We start from the raw sequence: 17,012 nt of genomic DNA, 5'->3' as shown, positions 1-17,012 counted from the left end.
CAGCGTTAACTCCCGAGCCGGGGTATCGGAAAGCGATGCGTGAGGCCCACCCCCGCGAGCGCACGATCGGCGTCGAGTGGTACGTCAGCGACGCCGACGGCGTCGGCGGCCGCCTCCGGGATCGTCCGGACGACTTCCGCGTGCGGGAACTGGAAAACTTCGACACCAATCCCGTCGACGCCGGCGCCGGCGACTACCCGTACCTCGTGCTCCGGGCGACGCTGACCGGCTGGGACACCAACGACTTCGCCGGCCGGCTCTCGGACGCGATGGAGATCTCCCGCGAGCGGGTCGACTGGGCCGGCACGAAGGACAAGTACGCCGTCACCACCCAGCTGTTCTCGGTGTACGACGCCGACCCCGAGGACCTGCCCGAGATCCGCGACGCCGAGATCGAGGTCGTCGGCCGCGCCGGCCGCCACCTCTCCTACGGCGACCTCGCGGGCAACGCCTTCGAGATCACGGTTCGCGACCCCGAGACCCCGGCGAACGCCGACGAGATCACCGACCAACTTCGCGCGTTCGCCGGCGACGGCGAGGGCGACCGGATCGGCGTCCCCAACGTCTTCGGCCACCAGCGCTTCGGCAGCCGCCGGCCCGTCACCCACGAGGTCGGGCTCGCGATCGTCCGCCGGGAGTGGCGCGAGGCGGTGCTGGCGTACGTCGGGAACCCCTACGAAACGGAACCCGACGACACCCGCGAGGCGCGGGCGGTCGTCGACGAGCAGGCCGCGAGTGACGACCCCGACTGGGGCGCCTGCCTCGACGTGATGCCCCGGAAACTCGGGTACGAGCGGTCGATGCTCCACCGCCTGCAGGAGCGCGGCGCCGGCGGCGCCGACGGCGGCGAGGTCGACGCCGGCGAGGACGAAGCCGCGGACCCGTGGCGCCACGCGCTCGAAGCCGTCCCGTCGAACCTCCAGCGGCTGTTCGTCAACGCCGCGCAGTCCTACGCGTTCAACCGGATCCTGAGCGAGCGACTCGATCGCGGGCTCCCGTTCCACGAACCGGTTGCGGGTGACGTGTGCTGTTTCGCGGACACGGGGATCGACGCCGTCCGGAAGCCCGATCCCGACAGGATCCAGCGCGCGACCGAGAGCCGCGTCGACGTGCTCGCGCGTCACTGTCAGCGCGGTCGGGCGTTCGTGACCGCGCCGCTGATCGGCACCGGGACCGAGTTCGCCGACGGCGAGCCGGGCGAGATCGAGCGCGAGGTGTTCGACGAGCTCGGCCTCGAACCGGCGCTGTTCGACCTGCCGGGGAACTTCGAGTCGACCGGGACGCGGCGGGCGATCCTGGTCGACACCGAGATGGGTGTCGAACGCGACCCGCTGACGTTCGAGTTCGCGCTGCCCTCGGGGAGCTACGCGACGACGGTGCTCCGGGAGTACCTGAAGACCGACCCCACGGATCTGTAGCCGAAACCGCGCCCCGTGACACGAAGACCGCAAGCGCTCCGCTTTTCCCGGCCAGCCGCCTCCTCCCGACATGAACTGTCGGCGGTGTGGTACCGACCTCGACCGGCCGGGCGACTACTGTCTGGCCTGCGACACCGCCAACTGCGACGCCGTCGTCGTCGCGTTCGAGCGCGAGCGGGCGACGCTCACCTTCCTGCGGGATCCGCCCGAGCACGCCGACGACGAGGAGCCCGAGATCGTCGGCGAAACCACGATCACCACCGTCCCTGAGGAGGATCCCGAGGCACGAGTCGTCGAACTCCGGAACTTCGCCGGGAAGGTTGCCGACGAGATCCGGCGCAAGCGACCCGAGGAGGTGTACGCCGCCGGCGCACGCGAGCCGCTGCGTGAGTGTCGCGCCCAGCTCCACCACCGGTTCTACCGCGTGCCCGACGACGACCCCGTCGAGCGCGTTCGAAATCAGCGCGGCGAGCGGTCGCTGGAGGTCGTCCGGACCGCGCCCGAGGAGAAACTCGGCGGCTCCCACTCCACGCTCATCGGCGGCCGGGACGGCCGGGACGTGGTGAACACCGTCGCCGCCCACCCGAACGTGAAGAAGCTGATCCCGGGCCCCATCGAGGCCGGCGGGGGCGGGAGCCGCGGGGGCGTGCGAGCGAAGGCGACCCGGGCCGGGCAGAACGGCAACGTCCGCCTGCTGATCCGCGACGGCTCCAGCGTCCAGGAGAACCGGGTGGTGACGACGGCGATGGACCGCGAAACCGGCGAACGGGTTCGGGCGGCGCTCAACGAGGCGCTGGTCGACGCCGGTTTTCAGGCGGAGTAGTCGGGGCGACTCGCAGGGTTTTTGTGCGCGCTGGGGTTACTCACCTCCACTATGGCTGAGAACAAGGCTCGGTCCACCGGCAGCGCCGGGCGCTTCGGCGCTCGCTACGGGCGGGTCTCGCGACGACGCGTCTCGGAGATCGAGGACGCGATGGAGAACGCCACCGTCGACGGCGACTCCGTCAAGCGAATCGGCACCGGCATCTGGAAGAACGAGGAGACGGGCGAAACCTTCACCGGCGGCGCCTACCGCCCCGAGACGCCCGGCGGGCGCTCGGTCAAGCGGTCCATTCGCGCGGCACTCTCCGAAGAGAGCGAGTAACGAATGAGCTACAAGTGCTCCCGCTGTAAGCGCGACGTCGAACTCGACGAGTACGGCGGCGTCCGCTGTCCCTACTGTGGCCACCGCGTCCTGCTGAAGGAACGCGGCGGCGACGTGAAGGAAGTCGACGTGAAGTGACGGCACACAGCGCTACCCTCTCTATCTCGTTCGACTCTCCCGACCGCGCCAGACGTGTCTTCGAGAGTCTCGAACCCGAGGTCGGCGGCGTCGACGACGATCGAGCGAGTGCGGGGGTTACCCGCGACGGCGACACCGTGGCGGTGACCGTCGAGGCCACCGATCTGACCGCGCTACGGGCCGGTACGACCAGTTGGAGTCGGCTGCTCACCGTCGCCGAAGCGGTGACGCAGGCCGGAGCCCAACGGTTTTAGGCTCCCCCCGGCGAACTGTACGGGTGTGATACCCCCGATCGCCAGCAACTTCGTCGCGGGTGAGAGCCCCGCGGCCGCACTCGACCACGCCGCGCGAGCGAACGACGACGGCGTGAACGTGATCCTGAACCTCCTCGGCGAGCACTACGACGACCCGCGCGACGCCGCCGCCGACACGAAGGCCTACCGCGCGCTGGTCCGTGACATCGCCGACAGCGACGTGGACGCCTGCATCTCCGTCAAGCCCTCCCAGCTCGGGATCGACATCAGCGACAACGTGTTCACGTCGAACTACCGCTCGATCGTCGAGGCCGCACAGGACGCGGGCGTGTTCGTCTGGTGTGACATGGAGGACGCCGACACCACCGACGTGACCCTCGACGCCTTCGAGGAGTTCGGTCGCGAGTTCGACGGCGGCGTGGGGCAGTGTGTGCAGTCGAACCTCCGGCGCACGAGCGACGACCTCGAACGGCTCTCGGACGTGCCGGGGAAGATCCGCCTGGTGAAGGGCGCCTACGACGAGCCCGAGTCGATCGCGTACACCGAGAAGTCGGCGGTCAACGAGCGCTACCGGAAGGACCTGGAGACGCTGTTCGCGGAGTACGAGGGCGAGGTCGCCGTCGGCAGCCACGACCCGGAGATGATCGACTACGCCCGCGACCTGCGCGAGGAGTACGATCGGGAGTTCGAGATCCAGATGCTGATGGGGGTCCGTGGGAACGCGCAACGCGAGCTCGCCGCCGAGGGCGAGGAGGTCTGGCAGTACGCACCCTACGGCGACAAGTGGCTCTCGTACTTCTACCGCCGCCTGCGCGAGCGCAAGGAGAACGCGCTGTTCGCGCTGCGGGCAATCGTGAGCGGGTAACCGCGTTACGCAATCGTGAGCGAGGGAGCTCGCGGAGCGGTACCGCTTTACTTCTCGCGGCGACACGTGTCGACAATGACTCGGTGGAAGCGCGACTTCGCCAGCGGCCTGATCGTCGTCCTCCCGGTCCTGGTGTTGCTGCTGGTGCTGCGCTGGCTGATCGGCCACCTGCTCGGGCTGCCCCTGAACGTGCCGCCGGACCGCATCCCGCCGGGGCTGGTGCCGGCGCCGATTACCCTCGAAGCGGCGGCGATGGCGCTGGAGCTCGGGCTGACGCTGGGGCTGTTCCTGACGATCACGCTCGCCGCCGGCTACCTGATGCGCACCCAGATGGGGCGGATCGCCGAGGGGCTGTTCGACGACATCGTGAACCGCCTCCCCGGCGTCCGCGTGCTGTACAACGCCTCGAAGCTGGCCGTCGAGACCGCGGTCTCGGGCGCGAGCGAGCTCCAGCAGCCGGTGAAGCTGGAGCCCTGGAACGGGATGCGGATGACCGCGTTCAAGACCGGCCAGCGCACCTCCGACGGCCGGGACGTGCTCTTCCTCCCGACCGCGCCGAACATCACCACCGGCTTCGTCGTCGAGGTCGACCCCGACGAGTACGAGGAGACCGACGAGAGCGTCGAACAGGCGCTGACGCGCGTGCTCTCGGCGGGGTTCGGCGAGTCGGAGGCGTCGGACGCGACCGAGATCCCGGTCAGCGACGCCCTCTCCGGGACCGGCGACGACGGTGCGGAACGGTCCCGAACCTGAAGACTTAGGTCGGCCCAGGCTGGATACCCACCCGTGTTGCCGGTCCCCGGCTTCGACCCGCTCGTCTCCCCGCTCGCGGTCCTGCTCCAGCACACCGCTTCCGGCGGCCCGCTCTCCCGACTCGTCGAGACCGCCACCGGTCCGGTCGGCCTCGTCGCGATCTTCGTCTACTCGTTCCTGATCGCGTTCGCACTCCCGGGCGTGAGCGAGATCGTGCTGGCGGCGCCGCTGGATCTGGGACTGAGTCAGACCATGCGACTCGCGGTGATCATCCTCGTCTCCGGCGTCGGTAAGGCCGCCGGCTCCGTGTTCGCGTTCCACATCGGCCAGGAGGCCAAGGAGTCCGGCCCCGTGACGCGGGCGCTGCGGCGCTCGCGGTTCGACGTGGTCGAGTGGTCCGAGAAGAAGGTGGTCCAGCTGGCGAAGAAGTACGGCTACGGCGGCCTCGCCCTGGCGCTCTGTGTCCCGACGTTCCCCGACACGCTCTCGATCTACGCGTTCTCGGTGCTGGAGGAGGACTACTACCGGTTCGCGCTGGCGACGTTCGTCGGCAGCGTCGGGCGGCTGCTGGTGACGCTTGGGCTGATCGAGGTCGTGACGTTCTTCTAGCCAGCCACGGCACGTGACCAGCGAGCGGCGCCGGCCGCTCGCTCGGAGCGTCTGCCGTGGCTGTGCGAAGCCGACGACGATACCCATCACCCCGACCCACAGCCTACAAGCGCCAGCCACTCCATCCCCGGGTATGCGCCTCGCCGACGCCACCTGGACCGACGTTCGCGACGCCGACGCCGACCTCGCCGTGCTCCCGGTCGGCTCGACCGAAGGACACGGCCCGCACGCGCCGCTGGGCACCGACAGCCTGACCGCCGAGACCGTCGCCGACGCCGGCGCCGCCGCCTACGAGGCGGAGACGGGCGAGTCCGTACTGGTCGCGCCGACGATCCCCGTCGGGATCAGCGAGGAACACCGCGCGTTCGACGGCACGCTCTGGGTGTCGCCGGACACGTTCCGGGCGTACGTCCGCGAGACCGCGGAGAGCCTCGCCGGCGGCGGCGGGCCGGACGCGGTGGTGCTGGTCAACGGCCACGGCGGGAACGTCGACGCGCTCCGGGAGGTCGCCGCCCGACTCACCCGCGACGGGGTGGCGCGGGTCGCGCCGTTCACGTGGTTCGAAGCCGTCGGCGAGCACACGAGCGACATGGGCCACGCCGGCCCGCTGGAGACCGCGTTCCTGCGGCACGAACGCCCCGACCTCGTCCGGGAGGATCGCGTCGAGGCGGCCCGCGAGAACGGGAGCGAGCGCTGGGGCGACTGGGTCTCGGGCGTGAACCTCGCCGTCGACAGCGACGAGTTCACCGGGAACGGGGTCGTCGGCGACCCGAGCGAGGGCGACGCCGCGCGGGGCGAAGAACTGGAAGAACTCGCGACGGCGGCGCTGGTCGAGCTGCTCGACGCGCTCCAGGAGCGGACCGCGTAGCTACTCGTCGGTTTCGTCCCCGCCCGCGGCGTCCTGCAGTTCGGAGCGGATCTCGGGCAGCGTGCCCGCGAGGTCGCCCACGTCCTCGTGGGCGTCCTGGATGTCCTCGATGAGGTCCTCCAAGTCGTCGATCTCGTCCTCCAGATCGTCGGCGTCCTCGAAGGCGTCGGCGCGCTCGCCCATCACGTACTGCTTCTTCGCCGCGCGGAGGTGTTCGGCGGCGTCGCCGGTGTCGAGCGCCGACTTGAGGGAGTTGAGCGCGCCCAGCGCGTTGTCGGACTCGATCTCCCAGACGGCGTCGGCGGCCGGCAGCGACGCCCGGGCGTCCGCGAGGTGGCTCTCGACCTCGCCCCGCATCTCCTCGGCGGCCTCGCCGAACAGGTCGTCCTCGTCGAACGTGGTCTGACTCATGCCGACAGGTTGCACACCCGTGCGGTAAAAAGGTCGCCACGGAGTGAAACTGAAAACACCGGCCATTGCCGAGTCAGCACGCTGTTCAGACGGAAACCACCGACCAGTTTCACCGCGCCGGCCTCAGTTCTCGATCGCGACGAGTCGCATCCGCGGGTAGCCCTCTTCCATCGTCATCCGGGTCCGGACCGCGGTCCCCTCGTAGTCGATGCGCATCTCGACCTCCATCAGCGAGCCCGTGAGTTCGGCGTACCCCTCGTCGTGGTCGATGGCATCGGCGACGCGGTCGTCGAGAATGTCGACCGAAACCCACTCGCAGTGGGGCTGGTTCCCGATCGCCTCCGCCATCGCCGTCTCGAGGCTGTCCGTGCTGGCCGGCGAGACGGGCGTCCCGGCGAACTGGTGGTAGAGCGAACCGAACTTGATGCCGGCCTCGAAGCAGGCCTGCTGGGCGTCGGTAGGCGCGTCGGACATGGTCGGGGGTGGGCAGCGACGGGGGAAAGCGATACCGGAGCCGACCGGACGAACCGCACCGTATTTACCCCCGGTATCCACATATCCAACCGAATGGACGACCCGGTGCTGCTGACGGGTGCCGGCGGGCGCGTGGGGCAGGCTATCCTCTCACAGCTCGCCGACGAGTACGACTGGCGACTGCTCGACCGGGAACCGATCCCCGAAACGCGTCGACACGGCGTCCCCGAGTCGGCGACAGTGGTCGCCGACGTGACCGACGAGGCCGCCGTCGCGAACGCGATGGCCGACTGCGGCGCCGTGATCCACCTCGCGGGCGACCCGCGTCCCGACGCCCCGTGGGACTCGGTGCTCGCCAACAACATCGACGGCACCCAGACCGTCTTCTCCGCGGCCGCCGACACCGGCGTCGAGAAGGTCGCGTTCGCCTCCTCGAACCACGCCGTCGGCGCCTACGAGACCGACGATCGCACGCCCGAGATGTACCGCACCGACGACGACTACCGGCTCGACGGCACCGAACTCCCCCGGCCGTCGAACCTCTACGGCGTCTCGAAGGCCAGCGGCGAGACGCTCGGGCGCTACTACCACGACCACACCGACCTCGACGTGGTCTGTGTCCGGATCGGCAACCTCACCGAAGGCCACCCCCCGCGGGAGTACGAGCGCGGGCAGGCGATGTGGCTCTCCCACCGCGACTGCGCACGCCTGTTCGATCGGTGTCTCCGGGCCGACTACGACTACGAGATCGTCTACGGCATCTCCGACAACGACCGGAAGTACTACTCCATCGAGCGCGCGAAGGACGTGCTCGGCTACGAGCCCGTGGACAACTCCGCGGCGTACACGTTCGAAGGGGAACCGAAAGACGCCGTCGACGGCGAGTAGTTACGCCGCCACGACCGCATCCAGGAGGTCGTCGTACGGCGGTTCGTTGGTCGGGTCGTCGGCGACCCACGAGTACGCGACCGTTCCCTCGTCGTCGAGGACGAACACCGCCCGGTTCGCGATGCCGTACAGGCCGAGCTCGGGGATGTCCATCTCCAGCCCGTACCCCCGGATCGCCTCGCCGGCCATGTCGCTCACGAGGTCGAACTCGATGCCGTGTTCCTCACGGAAGGCGCCCTGCGAGAACGGCGAGTCGGCGCTCACGCCGAACACCGTCGCGCCGGCGGCCTCGAAGTCGTCGAGGCGGCCCTGGAGCGCGACCATCTCGTTGGTACAGGGCGGCGTGAACGCCCCGGGGAAGAAGGCGAGCACGACCGGTCCGTCGCCGAGGTGGTCGCCGAGATCGAACTCCTCGTGATCGCTCGTCCCCTTCGTCGCCGTGAACACTGGTGCGGTGTCGCCGATTGAAACCATACCCGAGAGTACGTACTAGTGACACTTAAACGCGGACGCGAACGTGATCAGGACGAACGTCTTTGTTCCCGGGCGCCCACATCCGGCCATGCCCCGACTCGAACGCGTCCGAATCTACCCCGTGAAGGGGCTCGACGCAACCGAAGTCGACTCGGTCGAGGTCCTCGACGGCGGAACGCTCGCGGGCGATCGGGAGTTCGCGCTGTTCGACGCCGGCGCCGTGACTGGTGCCGGCGGAGTGGACGGGAATCCACACGGTAACGGGGTGTTCAACGCCAAACACAGCGATCGCTTCCACGTCCTCGACACGGCGTACGACCCCGAGACGGCGGAAGTAACCGTCGAGACGGACGGCGGATCCAGGGAGTTCGACCTCGATAACGAGCGCAACGCCGCGTCGGCGTGGTTCTCGGAGGTCTTCGATCACGACCTCACCCTGCGACGGGACGGATCGCTCGGCTTCGTCGACCGACGGGGGATGGGCCCCGCCGTCGTGAGCACCGCCACGCTCGAAACAGTCGCCTCGTGGTTCGACGACATGAGCGTCGAAAGCGCCAGACGACGCCTCCGCGCGAACCTCGAGGTCTCCGGCGTGCCGGCGTTCTGGGAGGACCGGTTCGTCGGCGACGACGCGCCGGCGTTCGCGGTCGGCGGCGCCCGCTTCGAGGGTGTCACCCCCTGCGCTCGCTGTGTCGTGCCCGAGCGCGACCCGGAGACCGGCGACCCGACCCCCGAGTTCCGCGATCGGTTCGTCCGGAAGCGGGAGGCGACGTTCCCCGAGTGGGCCGACGAGGACGCGTTCGACCACTTCTACACGCTGATGCTTATCGCCCGCGTGCCCGAACGCGACCGTGGCCGGACGCTCCGCGTCGGCGATCCGGTCGAAGTCGTCGACTGAGCGGGCGTCGACGGCCTCGCGTCACTCGAACAGTCCCGCCACGTCGTCCTCCTTCCGTCGCTCCTGGGCCACGACGCCGGACAGACGCTCGAACACGATCGCCCGCTGGCTCGGGTCGGCGGCCGCGTAATCCCGGAGGAACGTCGCGTAGCGCGTGGTCTCGGGGTGCTCGGCCTCGCGGGCGAACCGGAGCGCGTCCGCCACCACGTCGGGGCCGTCGCCGCGGGCGGCCGCGACGGCGCCGGCGACGACCGCCGCCGCCGCGATCGGGAGTTCCCCGGGCGTGGGACGGTCACCGTCGACGGCGACCGTCGGCGGCGACGAGCGCTCGGCGAGTTCCGGGTCCGCGTCGAACGCCGCCAGCCAGCGCTCGATCGGGGCGAGGTCGATCCCCTCGTCGTCCGCAACTGCGTCGAAGGCCAGTTCCGCCGCCGTCGCCGCGTCGAGCGCCGCGGACCAGTCACCCCGACGGCTCCCGGTGACCGCGGTCGCGAACGCGGCGAGGCCGTCGAGCAGTCGGTTGGCGGCGTCGAACTCGTCGACTTCGGCATCGTGGCGCTCGGGATCGACGGGTGCCTCGCCCGCCCAGATCGCGCTGGCGACGGCGTACTCGCCCGCGTTGTGGGCGGCGACGCCCGCGAGTACCGCGTCGGTCATCGGTTCTCCGCCTCGGCGAGGGCGTCCTCGTCGACGAACACGACCACTTCCCGACCGACGGTTCGGAGGTGGTGGCGCCGGCGCTCGTACTCCCCTTCGCCGTCCAGCGCGGCCGTCACCGCGCCGTCGCGGTTCACGTGGGCGATGACGACCGCGGGCCGGTCCTCCTCGATCCGGTTTCCGAGCTGTGTTTCGTTGTACGCGCACTCGGTGGTCACGTCGTCGGCGGCGATGTACCAGTGGAGGGGGAGCGCGTGCCCGAGGTTGAGACACTCCGGCGCCATCCCGCCGCCGGTGCCGGGTTCGACGACGAGTTCGCTGCCGTAGATCAGGAGGTCAGTCCCCTCGTGAGTCGGCGCGATGGCGCCGATGTCGTCGAACGTCTCCCGGAACTCCTGTTGGGGCTGAGCGTACTGTACGAGTTCGTTGTCGTCGGAAGCGGGGGAGACGTACGCGGCCGACGCGGCCGGCACGAGCATGGCGCCGACGACCAGCACCACCAGCGTGGCTGTCAGGACGGTTCCCACGCGGTCCTCGGCGGCCAGCGACTGCCAGCCCGAGCGGATCACGAGCGCCAGCGCGACGGCGGCGGGGATCACCAGCGGCACGACCGCGTTCACCATGATCCAGCCGGCGCGGATGTCCGTCGCCAGCGGGTAGCCGAGGATGCTGACGAACCCCCAGTAGCCCGCGAACATCACCAGGGGGCGCGGCCGGTCGCCGCCGTAGCGCGCGACCAGGAAGCCAACCGCGGCGAAGGGAACGACGACGAGCGCGTAGTTCGCCAGCACGCCGACGGTGTGTTCGAGGAAGCAGACGTAGCCGCCGATCACCGTCTCCTCGCCGCATTTGGGTTCGACGCTGCCGCCGAACCAGTACTCCAGCCCCGGCCGGATGTCGGCCCACGTGGCGTCGAGCAGGTCGGGGAATCGGAGCGGGTTGAACACGGCGTCCCAGAGCCCGACGCCCGCGCCGGGCGCTCGCGGCGCGTAGAAGAACAGCGAGACCAGGAAGAAGAGGCCCAGACTGCCCAGCAGCGCGCCGCCCCAGCGGATCGCGTCCCCGTCGGGGTGGACGAGGTCGACCAGCATCGTCACCGCGACGAGCAGCACCAGCGCGGCGACGCTGGCGGTCAGCGGCCACCCCGAGAGGACGGCGTAGCCGAGCACGAGCAGCGTCAGCACCGACACCGCCGTCCAGAGGCCCACGTCGGTCGATCGGTCGGGGCCGGAGAGCGCGTCGACGTAGGGGTCGACCCGGGCGACGACGGCGTCGAGCCCCGAGTCGTAGTTCCGGGGGTTCATCAGCGAGAAGTCGAGCAGGAGCGCGCCGGCGCCGACCCAGCACATCAGGTAGACGATCGCGTTCTCCTTGGCCGCGAAGCCGAGCGCGCCGAACGCGAAGGCGGGGGAGAGCAGGCGCGGCCGGGCGTCGTCCAGCGCGCGGAGGCCGAACCCGAAGGCGACGAACATGAACGCCGCCACCAGCAGCGAACTCCGGTAGAACCGGGAGTAGTAGAGCAGGATCGGGTTGAACGAGAGCAGGACGGCGACGAGCACCGTCTCGAGGTCGCTCAGCCGCCCACGGAACAGCAGCGCGGCGAGCGGGAGGAGCGCGCCGACGACGGCCACGAACAGGCGCATCGAGAAGTCGTTCGCCCCGAGGACGGCGAACACCCAGGCGTCGGCGTACTGCGCCAGCGGCCCGTGGACGATGTAGCGGTAGCTGATCTCGCCCGTCTCGAGGTAGTTCAGCGCCCAGTAGGCGACGCGGCCCTCGTCGAAGTGGGCGACGCGCTGGCCGAGAAACAGCAGGCGGGCGACCAGCCCCGCGGCGACGACGGCGAGGACGGCCCGTACCGTGTCGTCGGTTCGGCGGAGGGCATCGGGGAGCGAGGAGCGATTCATCGGTCGGCGAGTGTAACGGCCGAAACCTAAGTGTGTCCCTCCGGGACGGTCAGCGGCAGAAACCCGGTCAGAGCAGTTCGTCGGCGTCGATCCGGCCGTCCTGCTCGACCCCGCGGACGGTGACCTCCTCGCCGAGCTGAACGCTCTCGCCGGTCTCGACGCTGCGGGTCTCCTCGCCGTTGTCGACGACGACGGGACTGCCCGACTGGACGACCGTACCGGTGAACTCCACTTCCTCGCCGTCGCCGGCGTCGTCGCTCTCCTCGCGGAGTTCGTCCGCCCCATCGCCGTCCTCGCCGAACGCCGAGAGGCCGCCCTGGTCCGCGGCGGGCGGCGTCTTCTCGCCGCCGGCGTCGGGCGCCTCCACGTCGGCCTCGCCGTCGAGCACCGAGACGGTGGACTGCCAGCCGGCGGAGGCTTCGAGCTCGTCCTGCCAGCCGTCCTGGATCTCCACGTCGGTGAACGCGACGCGGTCGGCGAGGTCGACGTTCCGGTCGGCCTTCTCCCCCCAGAGCGCGACCCGGATGTCGCCGGTGTCGTCTCGGACCCGGACGTTCCGGACCTGGCCCTGCGAGCCGTCGTCGCGGTCGAACGTGCGCTTGTCGTCGGTCTCGATCACCGCGCCGGCGATGTCGACGGTGTCGCCCATCTCCACGTCGTCGATGTCGGTGGTCTCGGGGACGTACTCGACGTCCTCGTCGACTTCCTCGATCGTCCCGCGGGAGCCGACGTGGAGTTCGAGGTCGCCCTCGCGCTCGCGGACGTAGCCGTCGACGACCTCAACGACCTCGCCCGCGTCGAGCTCCTCGAGCAGGTCCGTCGCCTCGTCCCAGAGCGTCACGCGGATCCGGCCCGTCTCGTCGCCGATCGCGACGTTGCCGACCCGGCCCTCCGTACCGTCGTCGCGGTCGAACGTCCGGTAGTCGTCGTCCACGTCGAGCAGTTTCCCCACGAGGGTCACGTCCGAGAGCCCCATCGAGAGCTCCTCGACGGTGTAGCTGTCGGACGGGGAGACGTCGATCTCCACGTCGGGGTCGATCTCGGCCTTGTCCGCGGAGACCTCGACGCCGTTGTACCCCTCCTTGGGGCGGCCGGCGATGCGGAGCACGTCGCCCTCCTCCAGTTCCTCGAGGGCGGACTCGGCCATCTCGTCCCACAGCGAGAGCCGGATCCGGCCGGACTCGTCGGCGACCTCGGTGTTGACGACCTGCCCGTCGGGCTGGTCGCCGTCGCGCTCGAACGTCCGCTTCTCGCCGATCGAGACGAGCTTGGCGACGAACTTCACGTCGTCCATGCCGGGCTCGACGTCGGCGACGCTCTCGACCTCGCCGCCCTCGTCCTCGAGTTCGTGGGCGACGAGCATCGCCGCCGTCTCGTCGTCCGCGAGGCCACCCATCTCCTCGACCTTCTCCGCCACCATCTCCTCGAACTCCTCGGCGGAGACGTCCGCGTCGAGTTCCTCGTGGACGTCCTCGATGGCACTCATTCGTAGCGGTGGGTAGCACAGCCGACGGTTAAGCGTTGCCGTTGGGGTGTGAACGCGCCGCTATCTATCGGTTTTCGCGTTCGGGATCTCGCGTCCATGGGAGCCGTGGCGCGCCCTCCCACAAGAGGTCCGGGACGGCGTCGCGCCGCCGAACGGCGACAACGCTTTTCGGTGCGCTTCGCCAACCGAGAGCCATGAGTTACGAGACCACGACCGAGCGAGGGTTCCTGCTCTCGACACGGGAGTGGGGCGTCATCGGCGGCGCGACGGGGCTGATGCTCCTGAACGTGTTCGTGATGTACCTCGCCGCGGCGACGCCGCTGGCGCGGGTGAACCAGATCGTGTTCTCGGTCCCCATCGTCGGCGCGCTGGTCTACGGCGCGCTGATCACGGGCGGCCAGATGATCGCCGAGCGGGGGTTCAAGAACGACTCGATGGGGATGGCGATGGCCGGCGTGATCGTTCTCGAACTCGCCTTCGGCGCCTTCGGCGGCGGCGTGCTCTCCTTCCTCTCGGCGGGGGCCCGCATCCCCGCCCTCGCGATCGCCGGCGTCGTCGTGGTCGCCATGACGGCGGTGATCGGTTCGTACGTCTACCTGCGCTCGGGTACACAGTTCGATCACTACGGCCGCTGGGCGACCTACGCCTTCCTCGGTGGGTTGGGGGCACTCCTCGTGGCGACGTTCGTCCCGGTCGTCGGCGTCGCCGCCTTCGCGCTCATCTTCCTCGGCTTCCTGCTCCGACTGGGGTACGAGATGTGGCAGGTCCGGGAGAGCCGCGGCCGGCCGGCGATGCAGTCCGTGGGGCTGTACGTGGCGGTGGCCGGGGTGTTCGTCCACGTGCTCCAGATCGTCGTGCGGATGCTCGCCGAGCGGTAGGTCGTGGTACCACGACCCTCGCAAGGGTTATCCGGGAACGGGCTGTACGTTTGTTTGCAATGGCAAACGGTTCAGTTGATTTCTTCAACGACACGGGCGGTTACGGTTTCATCTCGACTGAGGACGCGGACGATGACGTCTTCTTCCACATGGAAGACATCGGCGGCGCCGACCTCGAGGAGGGACAGGAAGTGGAGTTTGACATCGAACAGGCCGACAAGGGCCCCCGCGCGACGAACCTCGTCCGCAACTAATCTGTCTTCTGTCGCCTGACCGCGACCGGATACAGCACCTTTTACGTACCCACTCACCGCCGAGCGACGGCGTTCGAGCGTCGACGCCACAGGACCACGTTCGCCATCGGCCTCGTGGCGGGCTGGCTCGTTTCGGCCGCCGAGGGGGAATCAAGTTATCAGTCGAGATATCGACAGGGAAAGTTTTTTCGTTGACACGAATGATGTCCCGTCGATGAACCACCGGCAACCCGACGGAGTACGAAGCGAAGGCGTGGAAATCGGCGCCATTGGGGGGAGACTGACTGGGCGGCACCGGGCTCGAGGACGATGAGCGACACGCTCGAGATCACCGTCTCACTCGACAGCGAGGCGGCGCACGCCTACGAGCGGATCCTGAACGGGCTGGAGCAACAACACGACCAGTCGGTCGACGCCGACGACCACGCTGAACGGATCCTGCGGAAGTACATCGCCGACGAGTACCGGAAGCTCATCCTCAACGGGGACTCCACGACGAAGATCCGGCAGCTCCCGGAGGAGTGAGCCGGTCGCAGCTCGGCGGACCGTCCGGGGTCCGTTCCACCCGGCGCCGTCGCCCCTCGGTCGGCCCTGAGCCTCCCGGTGAAGCGGCCGCGTTCTTCGAGAAGGGTATGGGACCGCCCGGATTCGAACCGGGGTCACGGGCACCCAAGGCCCGAAGTATACCAGGCTAACCCACGGTCCCGTACTCCCATCTCCGCGACTCTCGCGGTAAAGCGTTTCGGGGTCAGACCGGGATCGGGATGTCGAACATCACCGCGATCCCCACCGTCGTCACGCCCATCAACAGCAGTTGGAGGGGCCCACCGACCCGGACGTAGTCCGTGAACCGATACCCGCCCGGCCCGTAGACGAACAGGTTGGTCTGGTAGCCGACCGGGGTCATGAACGCGGTGCTGGCCGCGAACATCACCGCGAACAGGAACGCGGTGGCGCTGGCGCCGACGGCCTGGGCGGTCTCGACGGCGACGGGGATCATCAGGACGACGCTCGCGTTGTTGCTGATCACGTTGGTCAGCAGCGCGGTGAGCAGGTAGAACACCGCGAGCACGCCGATCGCCGGCAGCATCGACGACGACGCGACGACGCCCTCCGCGAGCAGCGAGGCCGCGCCGGTGCGTTCGAGCGCGATCCCCAGGGGGATCACGCCCGCGAGCAGGAGGATCACGTCCCACTGCACCGCCTCGTAGATCTCTCCGGGATCGAGACAGCCCGTGACGACCATCGCCAGCGAGCCAAGCAGCGCCGAGACGACGATGGGGAGCACGCCGAGCCCCGCGAGCGCGACGACACCGGCGACGATGCCGATGGCGATCCCGGTTTTCTCCTGCCGGTAGTCGTGGTGGTCGACCTCGCCGATGAGGATGAACTCGCGCCCGGCGTCGATGCGCTCGACGGTCTCCGTCGGCGCCTGGACCAGCAGCGTGTCCCCGACCTTCAGCGGCACCTCGTCCATCCGCCGGCGGACGACCTCGCGCCCGCGCCGGAGCGCGAGCACGGTCGCGTTGAAGCGCTGGCGGAACGAGACGGAGGTGAGCGACTCGCCGACGAGCGGCGAGCCCGGGGCGACGACCACCTCGACGAGGTTCTGGCCCGCCTCGGCCTGCTCGAGTTCGGCCTCGTCGACTGGCACGTCGACCAGGTCCAGCCCCTCCACGTCGAGCAGCGAGAGCAGCGTGTCGCGATCGGTCCGGAGCGTGAACGTGTCGCCGGCCCGGATCTGTTTGGGGCCGAGCGGTTCGAGGAACACGTCGTCGCCCCGGATGAGCTGGAGGAGGTCGACGTCGAGGTCCCCCTCGACCAGCGCGTCCCGCACCTTCCGACCGACCAGCGGCGAGTCCTCCCGGACGGTCACTTCGGTGAGGTAGTCGCCCACGCCGAACTCCTCGGTGAGGTCGTCCGTCGGCGGGATCCGGGCCGGCGTGAGCCACCGACCGACCGTCAGCAGGTAGGCCATCCCGACGAGCATCACCACCACCCCCAGCCCCGTGAACTCGAACATCCCGAGGGCGTGGAGGTCGGTGTCGGCGTACTCCGGCGCCGTCGCCAGCCGCGCGGCCACGTCGCTGGCGAGCACGTTGGTCGACGTCCCGATCAGCGTGAGCGTCCCGCCGAACATCGACGCGTACGACAGCGGGAGCAGGAGCTTGGAGGGCGAGGTGTTGCCGCGGTTGGCCACGTCGGTCACCATCGGGAGCAGGATCGCGACCGCGGCGGTGTTGTTGATGAACCCCGAGACCGGCGAGACGATGCCGACGATGGCGCCCAACTGCTTGGTCTCGCTGTCGCCGGTGATCCGGCCGATGTACTCCCCGAGCGTCTGGACGATGCCGGTCATGCGGACGCCCTCGCTCAGGATGAACATCGCCAGCACGGTGATCGTCGCCGCGCTCGCAAAGCCCGAGAGCCCCTGCTCGGGGGTGATCATCGTCACCGGGACGGCGAGGACGCCGGCGTCGGCGAGCAGGCCGCTGACCGGTTCGACGAGCATCAGCGTCACCATCACCCCCAGCGCGGTGATGTCGACTGGCACCGGCTCCGTCGCGAACAGCACGAGCGCCGCCAGCACGATCAGGGTGACGACGACGACTCCGGGCGTGATCGCTGCCACGAAC

At 69.5% G+C, this 17,012-nt stretch carries 21 protein-coding genes and 1 tRNA gene; 14 read left to right on the top strand and 8 right to left on the bottom strand.

Annotated elements, in window-relative coordinates; translation table 11 throughout:
* Positions 1–35: 35 nt before the first annotated feature.
* The 9 genes from truD (at position 36) to BMZ83_RS08490 (ending at position 6,049) form a co-directional block, all read left to right on the top strand.
* Positions 36–1,418, top strand: a complete 1,383-nt coding sequence (gene truD, locus BMZ83_RS08530; RefSeq protein ID WP_074877634.1) for a tRNA pseudouridine(13) synthase TruD — start codon at positions 36–38, stop codon at positions 1,416–1,418.
* 70 nt (positions 1,419–1,488) lie between these two features.
* The gene (locus tag BMZ83_RS08525) at positions 1,489–2,241 is read left to right on the top strand and encodes a DUF2103 domain-containing protein (protein ID WP_074877632.1); all 753 of its coding nucleotides are present in this window, start codon (positions 1,489–1,491) and stop codon (positions 2,239–2,241) included.
* Positions 2,242–2,292: 51 nt separating this feature from the next.
* Positions 2,293–2,562: an eL43 family ribosomal protein gene (locus BMZ83_RS08520; protein WP_074877630.1), complete on the top strand. Its 270-nt coding sequence runs from the start codon at positions 2,293–2,295 to the stop codon at positions 2,560–2,562.
* A 3-nt stretch (positions 2,563–2,565) separates the two neighbouring features.
* A complete protein-coding gene (locus BMZ83_RS08515; protein WP_049981803.1) occupies positions 2,566–2,700 on the top strand; it encodes a DNA-directed RNA polymerase subunit P in 135 nt (44 codons plus the stop codon).
* Positions 2,697–2,954 carry a KEOPS complex subunit Pcc1 gene (locus BMZ83_RS08510; RefSeq protein WP_074877628.1) on the top strand — a complete coding sequence of 86 codons (258 nt, stop codon included), beginning with the start codon at positions 2,697–2,699 and terminating at the stop codon, positions 2,952–2,954. The genes BMZ83_RS08515 and BMZ83_RS08510 overlap by 4 nt, the downstream gene beginning before the upstream one ends.
* A gap of 25 nt (positions 2,955–2,979) precedes the next feature.
* Complete coding sequence (locus tag BMZ83_RS08505) at positions 2,980–3,819, top strand: proline dehydrogenase family protein (RefSeq protein WP_074877626.1); 840 nt, start codon at positions 2,980–2,982, stop codon at positions 3,817–3,819.
* A gap of 75 nt (positions 3,820–3,894) precedes the next feature.
* Entirely contained in the window at positions 3,895–4,572 is a 678-nt protein-coding gene (locus BMZ83_RS08500) for a DUF502 domain-containing protein (protein WP_074877624.1), read from the top strand.
* A gap of 81 nt (positions 4,573–4,653) precedes the next feature.
* Entirely contained in the window at positions 4,654–5,181 is a 528-nt protein-coding gene (locus tag BMZ83_RS08495; protein ID WP_074877932.1) for a YqaA family protein, read from the top strand.
* 133 nt (positions 5,182–5,314) lie between these two features.
* On the top strand, positions 5,315–6,049 hold the full coding sequence (locus tag BMZ83_RS08490; RefSeq protein WP_074877622.1) for a creatininase family protein: 735 nt from the start codon (positions 5,315–5,317) through the stop codon (positions 6,047–6,049).
* Here the strand turns inward: BMZ83_RS08490 and BMZ83_RS08485 are convergent, their stop codons facing one another.
* Positions 6,050–6,460: a DUF5790 family protein gene (locus BMZ83_RS08485; protein WP_074877620.1), complete on the bottom strand. Its 411-nt coding sequence runs from the start codon at positions 6,458–6,460 to the stop codon at positions 6,050–6,052.
* 123 nt (positions 6,461–6,583) lie between these two features.
* Positions 6,584–6,934 carry a dihydroneopterin aldolase family protein gene (locus BMZ83_RS08480; protein ID WP_074877618.1) on the bottom strand — a complete coding sequence of 117 codons (351 nt, stop codon included), beginning with the start codon at positions 6,932–6,934 and terminating at the stop codon, positions 6,584–6,586.
* A gap of 93 nt (positions 6,935–7,027) precedes the next feature.
* Between BMZ83_RS08480 and azf the strand changes: the two genes are divergently transcribed.
* Complete coding sequence (azf, locus tag BMZ83_RS08475; protein ID WP_074877616.1) at positions 7,028–7,822, top strand: NAD-dependent glucose-6-phosphate dehydrogenase Azf; 795 nt, start codon at positions 7,028–7,030, stop codon at positions 7,820–7,822.
* Here azf and BMZ83_RS08470 read toward each other — a convergent pair whose 3' ends face one another.
* Positions 7,823–8,296, bottom strand: a complete 474-nt coding sequence (locus BMZ83_RS08470; protein ID WP_074877614.1) for a redoxin domain-containing protein — start codon at positions 8,294–8,296, stop codon at positions 7,823–7,825.
* Positions 8,297–8,384: 88 nt separating this feature from the next.
* On the opposite strand from BMZ83_RS08470, the gene BMZ83_RS08465 reads away from it, so the two are divergent.
* Complete coding sequence (locus BMZ83_RS08465; protein WP_074877612.1) at positions 8,385–9,194, top strand: MOSC domain-containing protein; 810 nt, start codon at positions 8,385–8,387, stop codon at positions 9,192–9,194.
* Positions 9,195–9,215: 21 nt separating this feature from the next.
* On the opposite strand, the gene BMZ83_RS08460 is transcribed toward BMZ83_RS08465, so the two are convergent.
* From BMZ83_RS08460 to BMZ83_RS08450, 3 genes are all read right to left on the bottom strand, one after another.
* Positions 9,216–9,851, bottom strand: coding sequence for a hypothetical protein (locus BMZ83_RS08460; RefSeq protein WP_074877610.1), 636 nt, complete (start codon positions 9,849–9,851; stop codon positions 9,216–9,218).
* Positions 9,848–11,758 carry a flippase activity-associated protein Agl23 gene (locus tag BMZ83_RS17110; protein WP_074877608.1) on the bottom strand — a complete coding sequence of 637 codons (1,911 nt, stop codon included), beginning with the start codon at positions 11,756–11,758 and terminating at the stop codon, positions 9,848–9,850. Before BMZ83_RS17110 ends, BMZ83_RS08460 begins: the two co-directional genes overlap by 4 nt.
* 67 nt (positions 11,759–11,825) lie before the next feature.
* The gene (locus tag BMZ83_RS08450) at positions 11,826–13,244 is read right to left on the bottom strand and encodes a single-stranded DNA binding protein (RefSeq protein WP_074877606.1); all 1,419 of its coding nucleotides are present in this window, start codon (positions 13,242–13,244) and stop codon (positions 11,826–11,828) included.
* A gap of 194 nt (positions 13,245–13,438) precedes the next feature.
* Between BMZ83_RS08450 and BMZ83_RS08445 the strand changes: the two genes are divergently transcribed.
* The 3 genes from BMZ83_RS08445 to BMZ83_RS08435 all read left to right on the top strand — a co-directional run bounded on the left by BMZ83_RS08445 (position 13,439) and on the right by BMZ83_RS08435 (position 14,901).
* Positions 13,439–14,122 (top strand): hypothetical protein, encoded by a 684-nt coding sequence (locus tag BMZ83_RS08445; RefSeq protein WP_074877604.1) that lies wholly within the window; start codon positions 13,439–13,441, stop codon positions 14,120–14,122.
* A 59-nt stretch (positions 14,123–14,181) separates the two neighbouring features.
* Entirely contained in the window at positions 14,182–14,376 is a 195-nt protein-coding gene (locus BMZ83_RS08440; protein ID WP_074877602.1) for a cold-shock protein, read from the top strand.
* Positions 14,377–14,685: 309 nt separating this feature from the next.
* The gene (locus tag BMZ83_RS08435) at positions 14,686–14,901 is read left to right on the top strand and encodes a hypothetical protein (RefSeq protein ID WP_074877600.1); all 216 of its coding nucleotides are present in this window, start codon (positions 14,686–14,688) and stop codon (positions 14,899–14,901) included.
* A gap of 108 nt (positions 14,902–15,009) precedes the next feature.
* Here BMZ83_RS08435 and BMZ83_RS08430 read toward each other — a convergent pair.
* Positions 15,010–15,082: transfer RNA gene (locus tag BMZ83_RS08430), tRNA-Pro, on the bottom strand.
* 42 nt (positions 15,083–15,124) lie between these two features.
* Positions 15,125–17,008 carry an SLC13 family permease gene (locus BMZ83_RS08425; RefSeq protein ID WP_074877599.1) on the bottom strand — a complete coding sequence of 628 codons (1,884 nt, stop codon included), beginning with the start codon at positions 17,006–17,008 and terminating at the stop codon, positions 15,125–15,127.
* Positions 17,009–17,012 lie beyond the last annotated feature (4 nt).

Origin of the sequence: Halolamina pelagica (genome assembly GCF_900115675.1) — an archaeon.
GTDB lineage: Archaea > Halobacteriota > Halobacteria > Halobacteriales > Haloferacaceae > Halolamina > Halolamina pelagica.
The sequence above is the reverse complement of the archived record's forward strand: the minus strand, read 5'-3'. Positions and strand labels throughout refer to the sequence as shown.

Coding starts and splice junctions, on each gene's coding strand:
- BMZ83_RS08445 (WP_074877604.1), top strand. CDS start 13,439: ATGAGTTACGAGACCACGACCGAGCGAGGGTTCCTGCTCTCGACACGG.
- BMZ83_RS08485 (WP_074877620.1), bottom strand. CDS start 6,460: ATGAGTCAGACCACGTTCGACGAGGACGACCTGTTCGGCGAGGCCGCC.
- BMZ83_RS17110 (WP_074877608.1), bottom strand. CDS start 11,758: ATGAATCGCTCCTCGCTCCCCGATGCCCTCCGCCGAACCGACGACACG.
- BMZ83_RS08500 (WP_074877624.1), top strand. CDS start 3,895: ATGACTCGGTGGAAGCGCGACTTCGCCAGCGGCCTGATCGTCGTCCTC.
- BMZ83_RS08520 (WP_074877630.1), top strand. CDS start 2,293: ATGGCTGAGAACAAGGCTCGGTCCACCGGCAGCGCCGGGCGCTTCGGC.
- BMZ83_RS08460 (WP_074877610.1), bottom strand. CDS start 9,851: ATGACCGACGCGGTACTCGCGGGCGTCGCCGCCCACAACGCGGGCGAG.
- azf (WP_074877616.1), top strand. CDS start 7,028: ATGGACGACCCGGTGCTGCTGACGGGTGCCGGCGGGCGCGTGGGGCAG.
- BMZ83_RS08525 (WP_074877632.1), top strand. CDS start 1,489: ATGAACTGTCGGCGGTGTGGTACCGACCTCGACCGGCCGGGCGACTAC.
- BMZ83_RS08490 (WP_074877622.1), top strand. CDS start 5,315: ATGCGCCTCGCCGACGCCACCTGGACCGACGTTCGCGACGCCGACGCC.
- BMZ83_RS08480 (WP_074877618.1), bottom strand. CDS start 6,934: ATGTCCGACGCGCCTACCGACGCCCAGCAGGCCTGCTTCGAGGCCGGC.
- truD (WP_074877634.1), top strand. CDS start 36: ATGCGTGAGGCCCACCCCCGCGAGCGCACGATCGGCGTCGAGTGGTAC.
- BMZ83_RS08515 (WP_049981803.1), top strand. CDS start 2,566: ATGAGCTACAAGTGCTCCCGCTGTAAGCGCGACGTCGAACTCGACGAG.
- BMZ83_RS08440 (WP_074877602.1), top strand. CDS start 14,182: ATGGCAAACGGTTCAGTTGATTTCTTCAACGACACGGGCGGTTACGGT.
- BMZ83_RS08465 (WP_074877612.1), top strand. CDS start 8,385: ATGCCCCGACTCGAACGCGTCCGAATCTACCCCGTGAAGGGGCTCGAC.
- BMZ83_RS08450 (WP_074877606.1), bottom strand. CDS start 13,244: ATGAGTGCCATCGAGGACGTCCACGAGGAACTCGACGCGGACGTCTCC.
- BMZ83_RS08435 (WP_074877600.1), top strand. CDS start 14,686: ATGAGCGACACGCTCGAGATCACCGTCTCACTCGACAGCGAGGCGGCG.
- BMZ83_RS08470 (WP_074877614.1), bottom strand. CDS start 8,296: ATGGTTTCAATCGGCGACACCGCACCAGTGTTCACGGCGACGAAGGGG.